This is a genomic window from Cohnella yongneupensis (assembly GCF_042655785.1).
In the GTDB taxonomy this organism is placed as follows: Bacteria; Bacillota; Bacilli; order Paenibacillales; family Paenibacillaceae; genus Cohnella; species Cohnella yongneupensis.
Map to the genome: position 1 here is coordinate 17142 of NZ_JBHSNC010000013.1, position 15756 is coordinate 32897.

Annotated in this window: 15 protein-coding genes; 5 read left to right on the forward strand and 10 right to left on the reverse strand. The window is 51.2% G+C overall.

Annotated features, from left to right (window positions below; genetic code table 11):
- Window positions 1-81: 81 nt before the first annotated feature.
- The 6 genes from ACFPQ4_RS05040 to ACFPQ4_RS05065 all read right to left on the reverse strand — a co-directional run bounded on the left by ACFPQ4_RS05040 (window position 82) and on the right by ACFPQ4_RS05065 (window position 4399).
- Window positions 82-456, reverse strand: coding sequence for a DoxX family protein (locus tag ACFPQ4_RS05040; RefSeq protein ID WP_378110688.1), 375 nt, complete (start codon window positions 454-456; stop codon window positions 82-84).
- A gap of 134 nt (window positions 457-590) precedes the next feature.
- Window positions 591-1028, reverse strand: coding sequence for an RrF2 family transcriptional regulator (locus tag ACFPQ4_RS05045; RefSeq protein WP_378110689.1), 438 nt, complete (start codon window positions 1026-1028; stop codon window positions 591-593).
- A gap of 140 nt (window positions 1029-1168) precedes the next feature.
- Window positions 1169-1330 carry a hypothetical protein gene (locus ACFPQ4_RS05050; RefSeq protein ID WP_378110690.1) on the reverse strand — a complete coding sequence of 54 codons (162 nt, stop codon included), beginning with the start codon at window positions 1328-1330 and terminating at the stop codon, window positions 1169-1171.
- A gap of 85 nt (window positions 1331-1415) precedes the next feature.
- Window positions 1416-2120 carry a DUF421 domain-containing protein gene (locus tag ACFPQ4_RS05055; protein ID WP_378110691.1) on the reverse strand — a complete coding sequence of 235 codons (705 nt, stop codon included), beginning with the start codon at window positions 2118-2120 and terminating at the stop codon, window positions 1416-1418.
- A gap of 82 nt (window positions 2121-2202) precedes the next feature.
- Complete coding sequence (locus ACFPQ4_RS05060; RefSeq protein WP_378110692.1) at window positions 2203-3075, reverse strand: RNA polymerase sigma-70 factor; 873 nt, start codon at window positions 3073-3075, stop codon at window positions 2203-2205.
- A 4-nt stretch (window positions 3076-3079) separates the two neighbouring features.
- The gene (locus ACFPQ4_RS05065; protein WP_378110693.1) at window positions 3080-4399 is read right to left on the reverse strand and encodes a phytoene desaturase family protein; all 1320 of its coding nucleotides are present in this window, start codon (window positions 4397-4399) and stop codon (window positions 3080-3082) included.
- Window positions 4400-4668: 269 nt separating this feature from the next.
- On the opposite strand from ACFPQ4_RS05065, the gene ACFPQ4_RS05070 reads away from it, so the two are divergent.
- The gene (locus ACFPQ4_RS05070) at window positions 4669-7509 is read left to right on the forward strand and encodes a response regulator (RefSeq protein WP_378110694.1); all 2841 of its coding nucleotides are present in this window, start codon (window positions 4669-4671) and stop codon (window positions 7507-7509) included.
- A 63-nt stretch (window positions 7510-7572) separates the two neighbouring features.
- Here the strand turns inward: ACFPQ4_RS05070 and gdhA are convergent, their stop codons facing one another.
- From gdhA to ACFPQ4_RS05085, 3 genes are all read right to left on the reverse strand, one after another.
- A complete protein-coding gene (gdhA, locus tag ACFPQ4_RS05075; RefSeq protein WP_378110695.1) occupies window positions 7573-8958 on the reverse strand; it encodes an NADP-specific glutamate dehydrogenase in 1386 nt (461 codons plus the stop codon).
- A gap of 701 nt (window positions 8959-9659) precedes the next feature.
- Window positions 9660-10235 (reverse strand): GNAT family N-acetyltransferase, encoded by a 576-nt coding sequence (locus ACFPQ4_RS05080; RefSeq protein ID WP_378110696.1) that lies wholly within the window; start codon window positions 10233-10235, stop codon window positions 9660-9662.
- A gap of 112 nt (window positions 10236-10347) precedes the next feature.
- Window positions 10348-11274 (reverse strand): aldo/keto reductase, encoded by a 927-nt coding sequence (locus tag ACFPQ4_RS05085; RefSeq protein ID WP_378110697.1) that lies wholly within the window; start codon window positions 11272-11274, stop codon window positions 10348-10350.
- 224 nt (window positions 11275-11498) lie between these two features.
- On the opposite strand from ACFPQ4_RS05085, the gene ACFPQ4_RS05090 reads away from it, so the two are divergent.
- Both ACFPQ4_RS05090 and ACFPQ4_RS05095 read left to right on the forward strand, forming a co-directional pair.
- The gene (locus ACFPQ4_RS05090) at window positions 11499-11855 is read left to right on the forward strand and encodes a nucleotide excision repair endonuclease (protein WP_378110698.1); all 357 of its coding nucleotides are present in this window, start codon (window positions 11499-11501) and stop codon (window positions 11853-11855) included.
- Window positions 11856-11949: 94 nt separating this feature from the next.
- Entirely contained in the window at window positions 11950-12294 is a 345-nt protein-coding gene (locus ACFPQ4_RS05095) for a Rossmann-fold NAD(P)-binding domain-containing protein (RefSeq protein ID WP_378110699.1), read from the forward strand.
- 162 nt (window positions 12295-12456) lie between these two features.
- On the opposite strand, the gene ACFPQ4_RS05100 is transcribed toward ACFPQ4_RS05095, so the two are convergent.
- On the reverse strand, window positions 12457-13503 hold the full coding sequence (locus ACFPQ4_RS05100) for a glycoside hydrolase family 53 protein (protein WP_378110700.1): 1047 nt from the start codon (window positions 13501-13503) through the stop codon (window positions 12457-12459).
- Between the two features lie 330 nt (window positions 13504-13833).
- On the opposite strand from ACFPQ4_RS05100, the gene ACFPQ4_RS05105 reads away from it, so the two are divergent.
- Complete coding sequence (locus ACFPQ4_RS05105) at window positions 13834-14805, forward strand: ABC transporter permease (protein ID WP_378110701.1); 972 nt, start codon at window positions 13834-13836, stop codon at window positions 14803-14805.
- Window positions 14806-14814: 9 nt separating this feature from the next.
- Window positions 14815-15696, forward strand: a complete 882-nt coding sequence (locus ACFPQ4_RS05110) for a carbohydrate ABC transporter permease (protein ID WP_378110702.1) — start codon at window positions 14815-14817, stop codon at window positions 15694-15696.
- Window positions 15697-15756: the final 60 nt, after the last annotated feature.

Below are 15756 nucleotides of genomic sequence, written 5' to 3' on the forward strand. Positions count from 1 at the left end.
TAGTTGCTCCTTTTTATCGTATGTGGGATCTAGATGAGTGTAAGTCGTTATTCTCTTGCGAAGCTCGGAATGGGTTATCCGTTAGTTAAATCCAGGAAAATTGGACAGGTCGGAGGCGTAGTAACCGAATACGATCCAGGCCAGAACGCCGGCCAATAGAATAGGAAACGTTTGTTTGAGCGAATCTTTGATCCGGACGTGCGTCAGAACTCCGCCGATCGCCGTAATGCCGATAATGAGCGCTCCGAGAGCAGTCCAACTCGTATCCCAGTAGCCGACGATAAGCACGGCAGCGCCGATTAGCTCAACAAGGCCTGTAACGACGCGGAACCCTTGCGGCAAGCGCCAACGATCAAAGTTGTCGACATGCATTTTCGAACCGGAAAGCTTGCCCATTCCAGCCATCAGAAACATAAGAGCCAATAAACTCTGCAAGACGATAACGACGACTTCCACGAAGATCCCCCTTTTTAATATGTGCTTAAGATAAGCACACTATGGTCAAAAAATTAGTGCAATCTTTAACTGCAACTAATATAGCACAGTATAACGGATATTTGTGCGTTTGAGAACCACTTTATTAAATAAAGTTACTCTATAAATTTTTCTACTCGTTCCATAACGTCCGCAATTGTAAATTGTCCAAGATGTTCGATCGCTCGCTGTTCGGCTTCGTTCAAGATCTTCTCGATCTCCGCGTCAAGCTTCATGCCGGCCTCTCCGCAGTCTATGTCGATCTCGGACTCGGACGGAGTCGGGCGCACCGCATTATAGATTTCGCCGAGCGTAATTTGATCCGCCGATTTCCGCAATAGATATCCGCCTTCACGGCCGCCCTTCGACTCTACGATCCCGGCGACCGCCAAAGCCTGCATAACCCGACGCATGAAGGTGGCATGGGATTGAACCTGGCATGCGATCATCGCGCTGGATAGGATACAGCCGCTCTTCGCTAACCAGACGATGGAATGCACGGCTATTTTAAATCGGGGGGGACCCATGTTAATTCCACGGTTTGCGGTGCTCATTATTCAGTGCTCCTTTGCCGAAATGGCAACTATATCTCGCACATTATAGAGCAATCCCAAAGCCTATTCAAGGGTGTGTATCGGCTATACAACCGAAAGGGCACTCCTACGATGGAGTGCCCTTAACCTGTCGCAAGGAGCTATTCGTTCTGGTCGCTCGAGGCCGTGGCATTCGCGTTATCGAAAGCTTCGGCGGCATCTTCGGCCGAGAATTCGACCTCGTCTTGGCCAGGTACCGGCAACTTGTTAAGAGGCGTTGTCTGAACTTCCGCCTTCGTTGCTTCATTAGATGACTTGTTCATGGAAAACACCTCCTTCGTGTGCGCGCACAAAGGGTATTGTTAACATCCCGCTAAGGTTTTAGTCATGGATCGTTCTTAAAAGCAGTTAATCTATCGGTCGCTTGATGTCGTCTTGATAGTAATCGAAGAACAGCTTGTTCTGCGTGCCGCGTACCGCGTAGAAGACGTCGGGCAGCGTTTTGTTGCGCTTGCCGAGCTCTCTCTCGAGCCATTCCTTCGTTAATCCGTTGCGGGCGAGATTGTCTTCGATGATTTTCCCGTCCATGATCAGCTCGACAGGGAACGATTTGACGGCTTCCTCGTGCAGCTTCAAATCTTTGCGGGTAACGAATTCATATTCGCTTTTCTTCTTAACGGACAGCTTGCCGTGGTCTTCCAACACCGCGTATTCGACTTCTTCCAGATTGAAAATGTTTTTCTCCCTCAACGATTGAGCCAAAGAATCGAGCGTGTAACGAATCTTCCTCATGTTGCCCTCGAGAATTTTGCCATGCTCGATAACGACCGTGGGCGTGCCGGATGTCCATCTGCTCCAAGTTCTGCTCTTAAGCGCGAGCACCGACACGAGGTAGGAAATGCCGAAGAATACGAGCAACGCGAGAATCAAAGTCCAAGAGGAGACCTTATGATTGAACGCTAAATTCGCCGTAATGCCCCCAAGCGTAATACTGCTGACGAAGTCATGGAAAGTCATGTTGGAGATCGTCTGCTTTCCGAGAATCCTCGATATGATCAACAAAATGACGAAAGCCGCAACGGTTCGTACGATCGTCTCCAAAGATCCTGCCACTAGATATCGCACCTCGTCCTGATTCCCGCTTATCGCTTTATCACTATTGACCGATAACGGCGCATCTATAACTTGCGAGCAGCTATCCTAGGTTCAAATGCCTGAGCTTATCCGGATTGCGTACGAGATAAATACGCCCAATACGATTGTTTTCGATTTCAAGGCTGATGACGGACGGAGGCGGATTGGTAGGGCTGCTGAGGACAAAGCCCAATTGACCGTTAACCCGCACGAGGCGCACCTCGCCAAGTCCATCGTCTTTCGTTGCCAGCCCAAGAATGAAAGCAATGACGCGCTTGCTGGATACGATCGGGTTAATCGCCGCGAACGCCTTGCCGCCGCCATCGCTGTAAAGCACGATATCTTCGGCGAGCATCGCGAAGAGGCTCTCCATGTCTCCGGTAGAAGTCGCGTGGAGGAACCGTAGCACGAGTTCGTCGGACTGCGTTGGCGCGGGCGGTTCGTCCGTCGGCTCGACTTGGATTTTACGGTTGAGACGGCTGTAAATTTTACGGCAACCCAGCTCCGTCTTATTAATGAATTCCGCGATTTCGCGATAGTCGTAGCCGAAGGCTTCCCGGAGAATGAATACCGCCCGCTCGACGGGCGTCAGCCGATCGAGCATGACGAGGAACGCGTACGAGATCGTATCCTCGAGGACGACCGTTTGCAGCGGATCTTGGGTAGACTCGCCGCCGTAGGTTTGCACGAGAGGCTCCGGTAGCCAGGGGCCGACGTACACCTCCCGTTTTTTGCGGGCGGATTTCAAGAAGTCGATGCAGCGGTTCGTGACCGTTTTGCAAAGGTAGGCTTTCAAGTTCCGGATAGGGTTGGTGTTCTCGTCGACCTGCTGCGCCGTCACGAACGTATCCTGCACCAAGTCCTCGGCATCCGTAACCGAGCCGAGCATGCGATACGCGATGGAAAGCAGAAGCGGCTTATACGTTCGGTACATGGAATCAAGCTCCAAGATAATTCCCTTCTTGTCCCTGTTCTATATGAGTTATTATACATTGCGCGGCCGCTTTGGCGCTTGTTAATGATGCATTGAGCAGTATGCCCTCCGATCCGACCCAATCGCCGGCGACGTACAGACCCGTCCGGCCTTCGACGATCGGTCCGGGTCTGCCCGCAAGGCCGCCGTCGGCAGCCGTTACGATCGCATGCGAGACGAGCATACGCGGCAGGTAACGGCGTTGGATCACGTAATCGCGCCAGCCAGGTTGCAGTAGGTCGAGGAAGCTTTCCAGCTCGCGCTCATCCTGCGCGGCGTCGCTGTTTTGGGTAGGCGACAAGTATTTCATAAGATGCACGACCGCGTGCTTCGGATTATCGGTGAAAGAAGCGACGGCGGAATGGTTGGAGTAGTAGAGCGGGCTATCTGCGCCTAAGGCGAATTTCGTTCGCGGCTGCGGCAAGCCGGATACGACAAGATCGAGGCATGCCGCGCGAACAGGAACGAGCCGCTCGTAGCTCGCGGCTTCCGCCGGCAGAAGCGCCGGATTAAGCAGGACAAGCGTGTCCGCCGGTCCGGCGGTGGATAGTACGCGACGCGCTGAAAGCCGCTCGCCGTCTTTCAGTATAACCGTCATCTGGGGATAGGCGCCGGCAATTTCGCGCGCTAAGACTTGCGAACGAATAGTTACGCCCGCTAGCTTGGCTTGCTCGGTTAGTTGGTTCACTAGGGTCTGCCAGCCTTCGTTGACGTACAGTACCTGGGCTTGCTTGAGCTGCTCGAGTACGGCTCCGGCGCTTAGTAAGGCAGGAGCATGGCAATACGTGGATACGCGAACTAGCGCAAGCGCGATATCTCGCACTCGCGGGCTGGAAATATGGGTTTCCAGATACGATTGCAGGCTAACGTCGCTCAACGCGGAAGTATCAGTCTTGCGAATGCCGGCGTAGAAACGAATCAGCTCGGTTTTCTCCGACCACTTGAGGAACGAGCCGAGCAAGAGCTTGAAGAACGGAACGGCCTCGTCTTTGCCGTCGAGGCCGCGAAATACGAACGCGCTCGTCGGCTTCGGGCTCGCGCCGGTCGGCGTAACGCCGACTTCCCGCAGAATAGGGAGCGTGCTCTTGTAGAGCGCATGCGCACCTAGGTTTACGCGGGCGTCCGCGATGGCTTGCGTCGCCGCCCTGCCTCCGGGCTGCGCGCCTTTGTCTAGCAACAGCACCTTCTGTCCTGCCCTCGCCAAATAAATAGAAGCCGTTAGCCCGGCGATCCCGGCGCCGATCACGACAACGTCCCATGGTGCTACTTCCTTGTTTTGTTCCATATCCATCCATCCTCTCGGTTCTGATGGTAATAGGACGATTAACCGAGTGGATCTGTGACACCGACGAAAACGAACAAAGACCGCCGGTGTTCTCCCGGCGGTCTAAGGTGAAACAAATGTCCAAGATGGTACTACAAAGGTTCATGAATGCTTATATAATATGGAAATATTAAAGGAAAGAATCGGTATTTGTCGAATGGTACATTACAATCGATATTTTTGTAACCGGATAACGGTGTTGCAGACTAGACAACAGGGGAGATCAGGCGTTGACTATTCCGGAGACGAATACAACTTATTCTTGGACTCTGTCCAGCCACCAATCAACGCGAATTCAAAGAACAACTTTCCTCGTTTTAATCCTTTTGTATTTTGTGATTGCCGGTTTGACGATTCCGTTCGGTAGTATCGGACTTACTCCCAGTCCTTCTTTTGTGCTCATTATGTATGCGGCAGTCGCATGCTTCGATTTAGTAACGGCCATTATTTTATTGAATCAATATCGCTCCCATAACCATCTTTCGAATCTTATCCTATCCGGGGCTTACCTTTATTCTTCATTAATTTTAATTCCAGCCATTCTAACGTTTCCGGGTATTTTTCCCGGCTTGCTTCGTGTGGGAACGCAAACCTCTGGTTGGCTCTACATTTTTTGGAGCTTGGGCTTTTCACTCCTGATGTGCGGATACTTGGCCGTTCATTTTCGTAAAGATGAGCAATTAAAGGACGATCGACAAGCCGGGAGGCTAGAAAAATACTTATTAATCACGATCCCGTTAGTTGTCATTGCATTAGGAATCGTTGCCATAAACGCGGACTCGCTGCTTCCATACGTCTTTACCGCTAACGGAACAAGAACGAATTTTTACCGCTATGCCTTAGCTCCGATCGTCCTGGGAATCAGCTTTATTTCTTTCATAGGGATAGTCCTTATTCACAAAGGCAAAACCGTTGCGAGCCTCTTCCTATCTCTTGCGGTATTGGCCTCGTTTCTTAACGTTTTCTTGAATGCTCTCTCGGGGGGCCGGTTTACCCTTGGTTGGTATGCAGCCATATTTAACAGCTTTATGAATGCGGCCATCGTGCTTATATTTCTCCTTTATGAAATTAATCAACTGTACTTGCTGCTAAGGAAATCTTCCAACGCCCTAGTTGCTGCCAAGGAAGCAGCGGAATCGGCCAACAAAGCTAAAAGCTCGTTTCTGGCGAACATGAACCACGAAATCCGTACTCCGATCAACGCTATTATGGGGCTCAATTATTTGTTGCGGCAAACTAGCTTATCGGATGTACAGATGGGCTTTGTAGACAAGTCCATCGTGTCCGCCAAAACTTTGCTGAATCAAGTCAACGATATTTTGGATTTCTCCAAGATCGAAGCAGGTAAAATGGAGCTGGAAAAAATCGATTTCGATATTTTCGAGGTTATCGACGACATCTTCAACATTGTCAGCTTGAAAGCGTATGAGAAAGGGATAAAGCTTCACGTCTCCATAGATCCACGTGTCCCTGAGATGTTCATAGGAGATCCTTTCCGGCTTAAACAGGTCTTGCTTAATCTAGTCAACAATGCGCTGAAGTTTACGGATAAGGGCGAGGTAACCGTTTCGCTGGATGTAAAGGGGAATAATGATGGAGCCTTTACACTCTTATTCCGTGTCCAGGACACCGGAATAGGGATGACGGAGGAGCAACTGAATTTGTTATTCCAAGAATTCACCCAACTAGACATGTCGAATACCCGTAAATACGGCGGAACAGGGCTTGGACTAGCCATTAGTAAAAGTATTGTAGAAGCAATGGGCGGCACTCTTGTGGCTTCAAGCCAGGTTGGAATAGGGAGCTGTTTCTCATTTGATGTACCCTTCGTTGCAAGCCAAGCAACGTTGAGCGAGTATAAAAATATGAAATTTATGCGAGTCTTGCTCATTTTCGATGATGAAAGTATGCTGCAAGTGCTTAAAAATCAGCTGCAGCAGTTTAAATTCATCGTACATGTATCGCATTCCGAGGAAGAAGCGATTCGTCAAATTCGTCAGCATGGACGATTCGATCTCATTATGATCGACTGGAGTCTAGGAAATTCAGATATAGAGCGTCTGGCCGAGCGGATTAAAGAACAGTACCCAGCGGTTCCGCTGCAAGTGATCGTACTGATTAGCGCATACCGAGAATTGGAGCTTCAAGCGAAAATTCAGTCCGATACCTTCACGAAGGTGCTATTTTATCCAATCAGTCAATCGCAGTTGTTTAATGAATTGCTCTCTTTACTGCATCCGCAAATCGAAACTCGAAAGCTTAGTCTCAATAACCCCGAACAGCAAGACAAATCTGCGGATCTGCACAATACTTCTATTCTAATAGTCGAAGATAACGAAATTAACCAATTGGTCGCCAAGGAAATATTGAAGGAGATGGGGATAAAGGTGACAGTCGCGGACAATGGGTTGGAATCGTTGAAATGGATTGAGCAGGAACGATTCGATGCCATTATCATGGATTTGCAAATGCCTGTCATGGATGGCTTCGAGGCAACGAGACAGATTCGAATGCGCGAGAATATGAAGGATATTCCGATTATCGCCATGACGGCCGATGCAATGGTCGGCGTAGAAGAGCAAGTGTTAGCGGCCGGCATGAACGGTTACGTGACTAAGCCGTTTGATCCCCTCCAGCTCTACAGTGTCCTTCAACGTTATGTACAACATCCTCGCGAAATAGCGTTGGCTACGGATGAAGCGGCCACGGCATCCGATGCAACATCCTCCTCTTATCAAGGGTTGCATGTAGAAGAGGCTTTATACCGATTAGGTGACAATAAGGACTTATATCGGCAGCTCCTTCAGAAGTTTATGATTCAGCACCAAAAGGGCTCATACAACATAGGTCTTGCGATGGCGTCGGGAGATCACAAGGAAGCGATAAGGAGAGCGCATTCTCTAAAAGGAGTTGCCGCGGTTCTTGGTGCCATGGAGTTGTCGGACTTAGCGTCGATGTTCCAGCAAGAGCTTGAGAATGATAATGAAATCTTGTCCTCGCATTTGTGGGTTGAATTAGATAAACAAATCGCCATTGTGCAACAATCCATCTCGTCCTACTTGCTTGTCTAGATATCAGAACAAACAAAGGGCACCCCTCGCTGGGGTGCCCTTTGTTTGTTAGAACGATAACGTTTAGATAACGCCGTGAACAAGCATGGCGTCCGCGACTTTGAGGAAGCCCGCGATGTTGGCGCCGACGACCAGGTTGCCCGGGTGGCCGTATTCCGCGGCCGCTTGCACGCTGTTGCGGTAGATGTTCGTCATGATCTCGTGCAACTTCGCATCGACTTCTTCGAACGTCCAAGCCAGTCTCATGCTGTTCTGGGACATTTCGAGCGCGGATACGGATACGCCGCCGGCGTTAGCCGCTTTGGCCGGTCCGAACAGCACTTTGTTGTTCAAGAACACGTCGATCGCTTCGAGCGTGGACGGCATGTTCGCGCCTTCGCCGATCGCTTTGACGCCGTTAGCGACGAGAATTTTAGCCGATTCTTCGTCGATCTCGTTTTGCGTAGCGCATGGAAGGGCGATATCGCAAGGAATCGTCCAGATTCCGGTGCAGCCTTCATGATATTCCGCTGTCGGATGTTCTTTGACGTATTCGGAAATCCGTTTTCTGTCGACTTCTTTCAGTTGAATAACCGTATTCAAATCGATGCCGTGCTTGTCGTAGATGTAGCCGTTGGAATCGGAGCAAGCCACGACTTTAGCGCCGAGCTCCATAGCTTTCTTCATCGCGTAGATCGATACGTTGCCGGAGCCGGACACGACGACCGTGCTTCCTTTGAAGTGTTTGCCTTGGTCCTTCAGCATCTCTTCCACGAAGTAAACGCAGCCGTAGCCGGTTGCTTCCGTGCGGGTCAAGCTGCCGCCGTAGCCGATGCCTTTACCCGTCAATACGCCGGCTTCGAAGCCGCCGCGGATGCGTTTGTATTGGCCGAACATGTAGCCGATTTCGCGTGCGCCTACGCCGATATCGCCGGCAGGTACGTCTACGTCAGGTCCGATATATTTGCAAAGCTCGGTCATGAAGCTTTGGGTAAATCTCATCACTTCGGCATCGGATTTGCCTTTAGGGTCGAAGTCCGATCCGCCTTTGCCGCCGCCGATCGGTTGGCCGGTCAAAGAGTTTTTGAAAATTTGCTCGAAGCCGAGGAACTTGATAATGCTTGCGTTAACGGACGGGTGGAAGCGAAGGCCGCCTTTGTAAGGTCCGATCGCGCTGTTGAATTGAACGCGGAAACCGCGGTTGACGCGCACTTTGCCTTGGTCGTCTACCCAAGGTACGCGGAACGAAACGATGCGCTCGGGCTCGGAAATACGCTCCAAAATGCCGTTTTTCATATATTTCGGGTGTTTTGCGAAAACAGGTACGAGGGAATCGAAAATTTCTTTTACCGCTTGGTGGAACTCGTTCTCGCCAGGGTTGCGTTTTTTGACCGTCTCGTAAACTTCGTTCACGTACGCTTTTGCGACTTGCAGGCTGTCTTGTAGAACTTTTTGAACGCTTGTGGTCATCTGATTCTCGTCCTCTTCCTATAATGTAGTCGTAAAACGATAGCATCGTGCGTCTGGCACGAACTATCCCATGAGAGTATAGATAACATAGTATCAGAAAAAGACAAATAATCAACGTAAAAATGCAAACATTCCGTATAATTTTCACAATTGATTAAATAAATATGCAGATTTACCGCCCTGTAAACTGTTGGATGTCAACAAAGGTGTGAAGGCGAAAAACACTCAGAATTGTTTCAGAATCGGCCGCTTGCAAATTCCGAAGGCGTTCCTCGAATCGATGAACGTAGATGGTAAAGCGGTTTTGTCGTTCGACGGGAAACGAGTGACCATCGGTCCGCCGGAATGATGCGGTTAGGTGGGAATACCGCTCAACCCGCCGGTTGTAACGGAAGCAGAAGCCGTTATTCGGCCCCAAATCGACTATTTCAGAAGCTAACGGAACTGAGCGACCTTAATGGAGCATTAATTGGTGTTGGAGTGCCTTGCGGCTCCGGATAGCGTCTCCCAGTTCCGTTAGAAATTCCAGAGCCGCGTTTTCCGCAAAATAAGGTCTTCTGCAGCCGTTAGCCGGTCGGGCGGATGCGGAAAAAGCCGGTAACATTCAAAGGAATCGAATCGGAATCCTAGCAGAAACCCGGACCCCAATGAAAAAGAGCCCGAAAGTAGCGCGGGTGCGCTAATTCGGGCTCTACTTCGGGTTAATTCACCAGCAAGGCTAGCAAGGCGATATTCAGAAACTTATGGGTTACTTCGTGCATTAAGTAGTGTTTCAGCAAGCCTTCCTGTTGGAAGCCGAGCTTCTGCAGCAGCTTTAGCGACGCTACGTTCTCCGGAACGACTTCGGCTTGAATCCGATGCGGTCCAAGATGTTGCTTCGTATAGTCCAATGCGGCCGTGAGCCCCTCGGTCATAACCCCCGAGTTCCAATATTCTTCCCGCAGGTCGTAAGACAAGGTGAGAGGGAAACGCGGAACGTCCGCGAAAGTGCCTTTCATAGGCATAACCATGATCGTACCGATGAGGATGGGGCTATATCGGGTCGAAATTCCCCAGGGGATCAACAGGTTATGCTGGAAGCGTTCATTCCAATGATTGATCATGCCGATACATTCGTCAATCGACGACGGACCGTCCCAATCCAAATATTTCGTGAAATCCCGACCGCTGTAAAAGCCGTAGAGATCGCCCGCGTCACGGGTCGTGATTTGTCGCAACCGTAACGTGTTCGTCTCGATCGTCGGAAAAGCATCAAGTTGTTCGTCGCTCGGCTGCATGGTGTGCGCTATCCCCTTTTTTGGCCACGATAACTTGATCCTACACGAAGTTTCTTAAGTTCAGCTTAAGCCGAGATAAAAAAAGCACCCGCAAGGGGTGCTTAGTCGCGACTTATGGAAGAATGTTGCCCGCAGAGCGGAAGATGCTATACCACTCTTCGCGCGTCAGGCGAATATCGGCCGCTTTGCAGCAATCCTGCAGGCGCTCGATGTTCATCGTGCCGATGACCGGCTGCATGTTTGCCGGATGGCGAAGCAGCCAAGCGACGGCGATCGTAGTGTTGCTTACGCCGTATTTTGCCGCGATCTCGTCGATCGTCTTGTTAAGCTCCGGGAACTTCTCATTGTTGCCGAGGAACACGCCTTCGAAGAAACCGTATTGGAACGGCGACCAAGGCTGGATCGTAATGTCGTTCAGTCTGCAGTAGTCGAGAATACTGCCGTCGCGGTTAACGGCTGCGCCGTTCTCCATGTTGACGTTGAAGCCTTGCGAGATCATCGTGGCGTTCGTGATGCTAAGCTGCAGTTGGTTAGCTACGAGCGGTTGCTTCACGGATTTTTTGAGCAACTCGATTTGCATCGGATTTTGGTTGGACACACCGAAGTGACGGACTTTGCCCGAGCTCTCCAATTGATCGAATGCCGCTGCTACTTCTTCCGGCTCGACGAGCGTATCCGGACGGTGCAAGAGCAGAACGTCCAAGTAGTCGGTTCTAAGCCGCTTAAGAATGGCGTCTACCGAGGTAAGGATGTGCTCCTTGGAGAAGTCGAACATGCCTTTGTCCGGACGAATGCCGCATTTCGATTGCAAAATGACTTGGTCGCGCACGCTCGGGCTCATTTGGATCGCGTCGGCGAAAATTTCCTCGCATTTGCCCGTTCCGTAAATGTCCGCGTGCTCGAAGAAGTTCGCGCCCAGATCAAGCGCGGTCCGCACGAAACGTTCGGCTTGCGGCTTGTCCAACGAGTTGATGCGCATGCAGCCGACCGCGACGACGGGCACGTCTAACGTGCTTGTGCCTAGCTTTATCGTTCTCATGAGTATGTACCTCCGTAATGGAAATCGAATGATGGGATGATGCGCGGATGCATCCTTACTATTGTGGCATACGCGACCGACGGTTTCAATGTTGGGAACCGCCACGCTTACTCGGAACAAACGCCATTAACAAGGTTAACAGGTATAAGGTTAGAGAATCCGGGCATTCGTGTGATAAGATAGTTAAAACTTAGTTTCCATACGGAAAGAGGACTGGACCTGCGATGATACTGATTAAACCCCCTACGCCCGATGTCACCATTACCAAAAAAATCGATCCCCAAGAAAGCAACATCTACGGATTTACGGAGTTTCACTTGATTTCGAGAGAAGTCGGCGGAATCTTCATGTTCTACAACGCCCAAGACGAGCTGCTGTTCGTAGGGAAGGCAAGAAAGCTTAGACCGAGAATCAAGAAGCATTTCGAAGACTCCGTATCCCCGATCAAGAACCATAGGGATGAAGTGACGAAGATCGAAGTGTGCCACGTCGAAAATCCGGTCTACAGAGAGATTTACGAGACGTTCATCATTAACGAAGGCAAAGCCAAGTATAACGAAGACAAAGTTTTCTTCAAGTAATAGGCTTTGGATAGCAAGATCTCCAGTCTTTCGCGGACTGGAGATCTTTTTTTGTTTTCGCGCTTGACTCTCCCGTTACGTGAGACCGTATCGTGTGGTTAACAATGCTCACGTGATTTTCGGTACCGGACCGGTCGGCATGGCCGACATGCGCGAATTGAGAAGAAGAGGCGTGCAAGACATTCGTATGGTGAATCGAAGCGGTCGTCTGCAGGGAGAAAATAATGTCCGCGTCATCCGGGGCGACGCGTCCAACGCGGCCGAATCGATCGCGATTTGCGAAGAAGCCGCCGTCGTCTATCATTGCGCGCAACCGGGGTACTTGAATTGGCCTAAGCGCTTTCCCGCGATTACGAACGGCATTCTGGAGGGTGCGGCTGCCGCGAACGCGAAGCTGGTCTATGCGGATAACCTGTACATGTACACTGGTAATAACTAGATCGTTCTTCCAAGCGGGAGGGAAACGGTGTCGGACTTGGCAACCGGCACTTGAAGCTATGGGCTAATGCAGGTATTCCGGTGAGTGACCCCATGGTGAAGGAAATACCTGCACTAATGCAGGTATTTCACCTAGCACAAGCCCGGGGCATAAGCGCCAACCTTAGTTCAAGAACCCTTCCAACGCGATCGTCGGCTTCATGTCCGCCTGCCAAGCTCCCAAGTTGTATCCGCCGTTGTAACCCGGCGTCGCTTCGGGCTCCCAGTAGAAGACGCCGAGGCCTTTGCCGCCGGAGATGTTCCGGATCTTCGTCTTAATGTCGGAGACGAAGCTCTTCGCGGTGGACGGCGAATTGTAGGCCATGCCGATCTCGGTGATCATGACCGGCTTGCCGTAGCGGGAAATCATATTGTTGGCGTTGCTGATCGTCTGCGTCACCTTCGTCGACCAATCGGAGGTCGACGGGTACAGCGACATGCCGATGATATCGAACGTCGCCCCGTTCGCGACCAGCCCTCCGATGTTCCATACGAACACGGAGTTATCGTAACCGTTCGCCAAGTGGACGATCGTCTTCGTGCTGCTCGAAATCGACTTTACGGCGTTATTGCCCGTGTTGACGAGCCAAGCGTAGTTTTTCATGTTAAGCGACGCTTTGCCGTCGTTCCAGAGCATGCCGTCGTTCGTCTCGTTGCCGATCTGTACCCAGTCGGGCGTGACGCCTTTGCTCTGCATCGTGGTCATGACGTCCCGGGTGTAGTTGTAGACGGCATCCATTAGCTGCTGGAACGTATAGCCCACCCAAGCGGCGGGTTTAGTTTGTTTGCCGGGATCCGCCCAGGAGTCGCTGTAGTGCAGCGTAAGCATAACGCTCATACCGGCGTTCTTCGCCCGCAGCGCCAGAGCGGCCGCGCGGTCCTTGTTCAGATATCCGTTGCCGTAATTGCTCGAAGGGTTGACGAAGACGCGGATTCGGACGGAGTTGATCTGATAGTCGTTTTTCAAAATATCGATGATATCCCGCTGTACGCCGTTCTTGTCTTTCCACTTGTAACCTTGGGCTTCCATGCCCGGAACCCAGCTAATGTCCGCCCCTTTGGCGAAAGCCGGAGCGGCCTCCGCCTCTCGCGGGGAGCCGGCGGGCACGATCAACGCCAGTACGAGCAATAACGCGGTAACGAACAATCCGATCCTTGATTTTTTCACCATTTCAAGTCTCCTTCGCTCTTGGATTGCAGTATTTTCTCCCTACCTGCTATGCCGCTCGCTCCCGATGCCCGCCTCCTTTCCTCTTTTCCCCCTCATTGTAAGTTCGCCGCCGAGACCAATACAGGATAGATTTGCAACAAAATGGTTCCTTTGAAAGCGGAATAAAGTGCATTCCTATCCTGCGCAGACAAAACTCCTTAATAAATTACACCATCCCGCCCTCGAGGCGGTTATTGTGCTTGATATAGTACACCAACATCGAATATAAAGCGGTTTCATGGCGGGGCGATCCTCCACATAATGAAGGTATCAACGCAAAAGGAGCATCCCATGGCTACGAGTAAACTATCCGCTACAACGGCGCCGATCGCCCGCACCAAGCCGCCGGGGGCGACGCTTCAGAAGCTATGGAAGTATCGCGCGCTATTCGTTCTGGCTTTGCCCGCTTTTCTGCTGCTGCTCGTTAACAACTACTTGCCGATGTTCGGCATATTCCTAGCCTTCAAAAACTTGAACTACTCGAAGGGCATCTTAGGCAGCGACTGGGTCGGATTCGACAACTTCAAGTTCATGTTCGCCTCTAATGACGCTTGGATGATCATTAAGCACACGCTGCTGTACAATTTCACGTTCCTCGCTATCAACACCGTGCTCGCCGTCCTGTTGGCTGTGCTGCTCAACGACGTGAAAAATCGGGTCATGTCCAAGTTTTTTCAGAGCACGATGCTGCTGCCGCACTTCATCTCGATGGTTATCGTCGGGTACGTCGTGTACGGCTTCCTTAATCCGGAGCTCGGGTTCGTCAACAAGTCGATTCTGGAGCCGATGGGCCGCGAGACGGTAGCCTGGTATGCTTCTCCGCAATATTGGCCTTATATCCTAACGATCGTGAACACGTGGAAATCCGTCGGGTATTTAGCGGTCGTGTATTTGGCCGCGATCGTCGGCATCGATCAAGAGTATTACGAGGCCGCGAGAATCGACGGGGCCGGCAAGTGGAAGCAAATGACCAAGATCACGATCCCCCTCATCATGCCGGTGATCGTCACGTTAACGCTGCTGGCCATCGGCCGGATTTTCAATGCCGACTTCGGACTGTTCTACCAAGCGACGATGGCTTCCGGCATGCTGAAGAGCACGACCGAGGTTATCGACACTTACGTATACAACGCGTTATTGGTAACCGGAGATACCGGCCTTGCTTCCGCGGCGGGATTGCTGCAAAGCGTCGTAGGCTTCGTCTTGGTCATCTCGGTGAACCGCATCGTCAAACGCTTCAGCAAAGATAACGCATTGTTCTAGGAGGAGAATATGGCTACGAAGAACCGCACGAACCCGCTCATACTGCTAGTCTTGATTCTCTTCAGCTTGGCGTGCTTGATCCCGTTATGGCTCATCTTCATGGTGTCGCTTACGAGCGAGAATGACATTAGCACGTACGGTTATCGCTTCTGGACGAACCATTTCGACTTTACGGCATATGGCTACTTGCGGCATGACGCCGAGACGATCGTCCGGGCTTTCGGGGTGTCGATCCTTGTTACGATCATCGGAACGGTGGTCAGCTTGTTCGCTACTTCGGCGATGGCCTACACGTTGTCGCGCAAAGACTTTCCGCTGGGAGGCTTTCTAAGCTTCTACGTCTTCTTCACGATGCTGTTCAGCGGAGGCTTGCTACCTTGGTATCTCGTCTATACGCGGATGTTCCATCTGCAGGATACGCTGGCGGTGCTTATCATTCCCGGACTTATCGGGGGTTTCAACATCTTCATCATGCGGACGTTTTTCACGAACAGCATTCCGCCTTCGTTAATCGATTCCGCGCAGATCGACGGCGCAAGCGAATACCGGACGTACTTCAGCATCATCCTGCCGCTGTCCTTGCCCGTGCTGGCGACCATTGGACTATTCGTCACGGTGTCCTATTGGAACGATTGGTTCACGAGCTTGGTGTTCATCAACAACGACAAGCTATTCACGTTGCAATACTTCCTAAACAAGACGTTGATGAACGCCTTATTCCTGCAATCGATCGCGAACAAAGCTTACAGCTCAACCGCGATCATCATTCCGCCGCTCGAGTCGATCCGGATGGCGATGGCTATGCTGGCGATTATCCCGGTCTCGCTCGTGTTCCCGTTCTTGCAAAAGTACTTCGTCAAAGGTTTAACCGTAGGCGCCGTGAAAGGCTAAACTCGGACTCGCATTATACATGATTGATAGGAGTCGACCCTATCCATCTCTGTATAACAA

Bases quoted from the DNA above. Each gene is read 5' to 3' on its own strand.
- ACFPQ4_RS05080 (WP_378110696.1), bottom strand. From the start codon at position 10,235: ATGCAGCCGAGCGACGAACAACTTGATGCTTTTCCGACGATCGAGACG.
- ACFPQ4_RS05110 (WP_378110702.1), top strand. From the start codon at position 14,815: ATGGCTACGAAGAACCGCACGAACCCGCTCATACTGCTAGTCTTGATT.
- ACFPQ4_RS05090 (WP_378110698.1), top strand. From the start codon at position 11,499: ATGATACTGATTAAACCCCCTACGCCCGATGTCACCATTACCAAAAAA.
- ACFPQ4_RS05045 (WP_378110689.1), bottom strand. From the start codon at position 1,028: ATGAGCACCGCAAACCGTGGAATTAACATGGGTCCCCCCCGATTTAAA.
- ACFPQ4_RS05050 (WP_378110690.1), bottom strand. From the start codon at position 1,330: ATGAACAAGTCATCTAATGAAGCAACGAAGGCGGAAGTTCAGACAACG.
- ACFPQ4_RS05100 (WP_378110700.1), bottom strand. From the start codon at position 13,503: ATGGTGAAAAAATCAAGGATCGGATTGTTCGTTACCGCGTTATTGCTC.
- ACFPQ4_RS05085 (WP_378110697.1), bottom strand. From the start codon at position 11,274: ATGAGAACGATAAAGCTAGGCACAAGCACGTTAGACGTGCCCGTCGTC.
- ACFPQ4_RS05065 (WP_378110693.1), bottom strand. From the start codon at position 4,399: ATGGAACAAAACAAGGAAGTAGCACCATGGGACGTTGTCGTGATCGGC.
- gdhA (WP_378110695.1), bottom strand. From the start codon at position 8,958: ATGACCACAAGCGTTCAAAAAGTTCTACAAGACAGCCTGCAAGTCGCA.
- ACFPQ4_RS05105 (WP_378110701.1), top strand. From the start codon at position 13,834: ATGGCTACGAGTAAACTATCCGCTACAACGGCGCCGATCGCCCGCACC.
- ACFPQ4_RS05060 (WP_378110692.1), bottom strand. From the start codon at position 3,075: ATGTACCGAACGTATAAGCCGCTTCTGCTTTCCATCGCGTATCGCATG.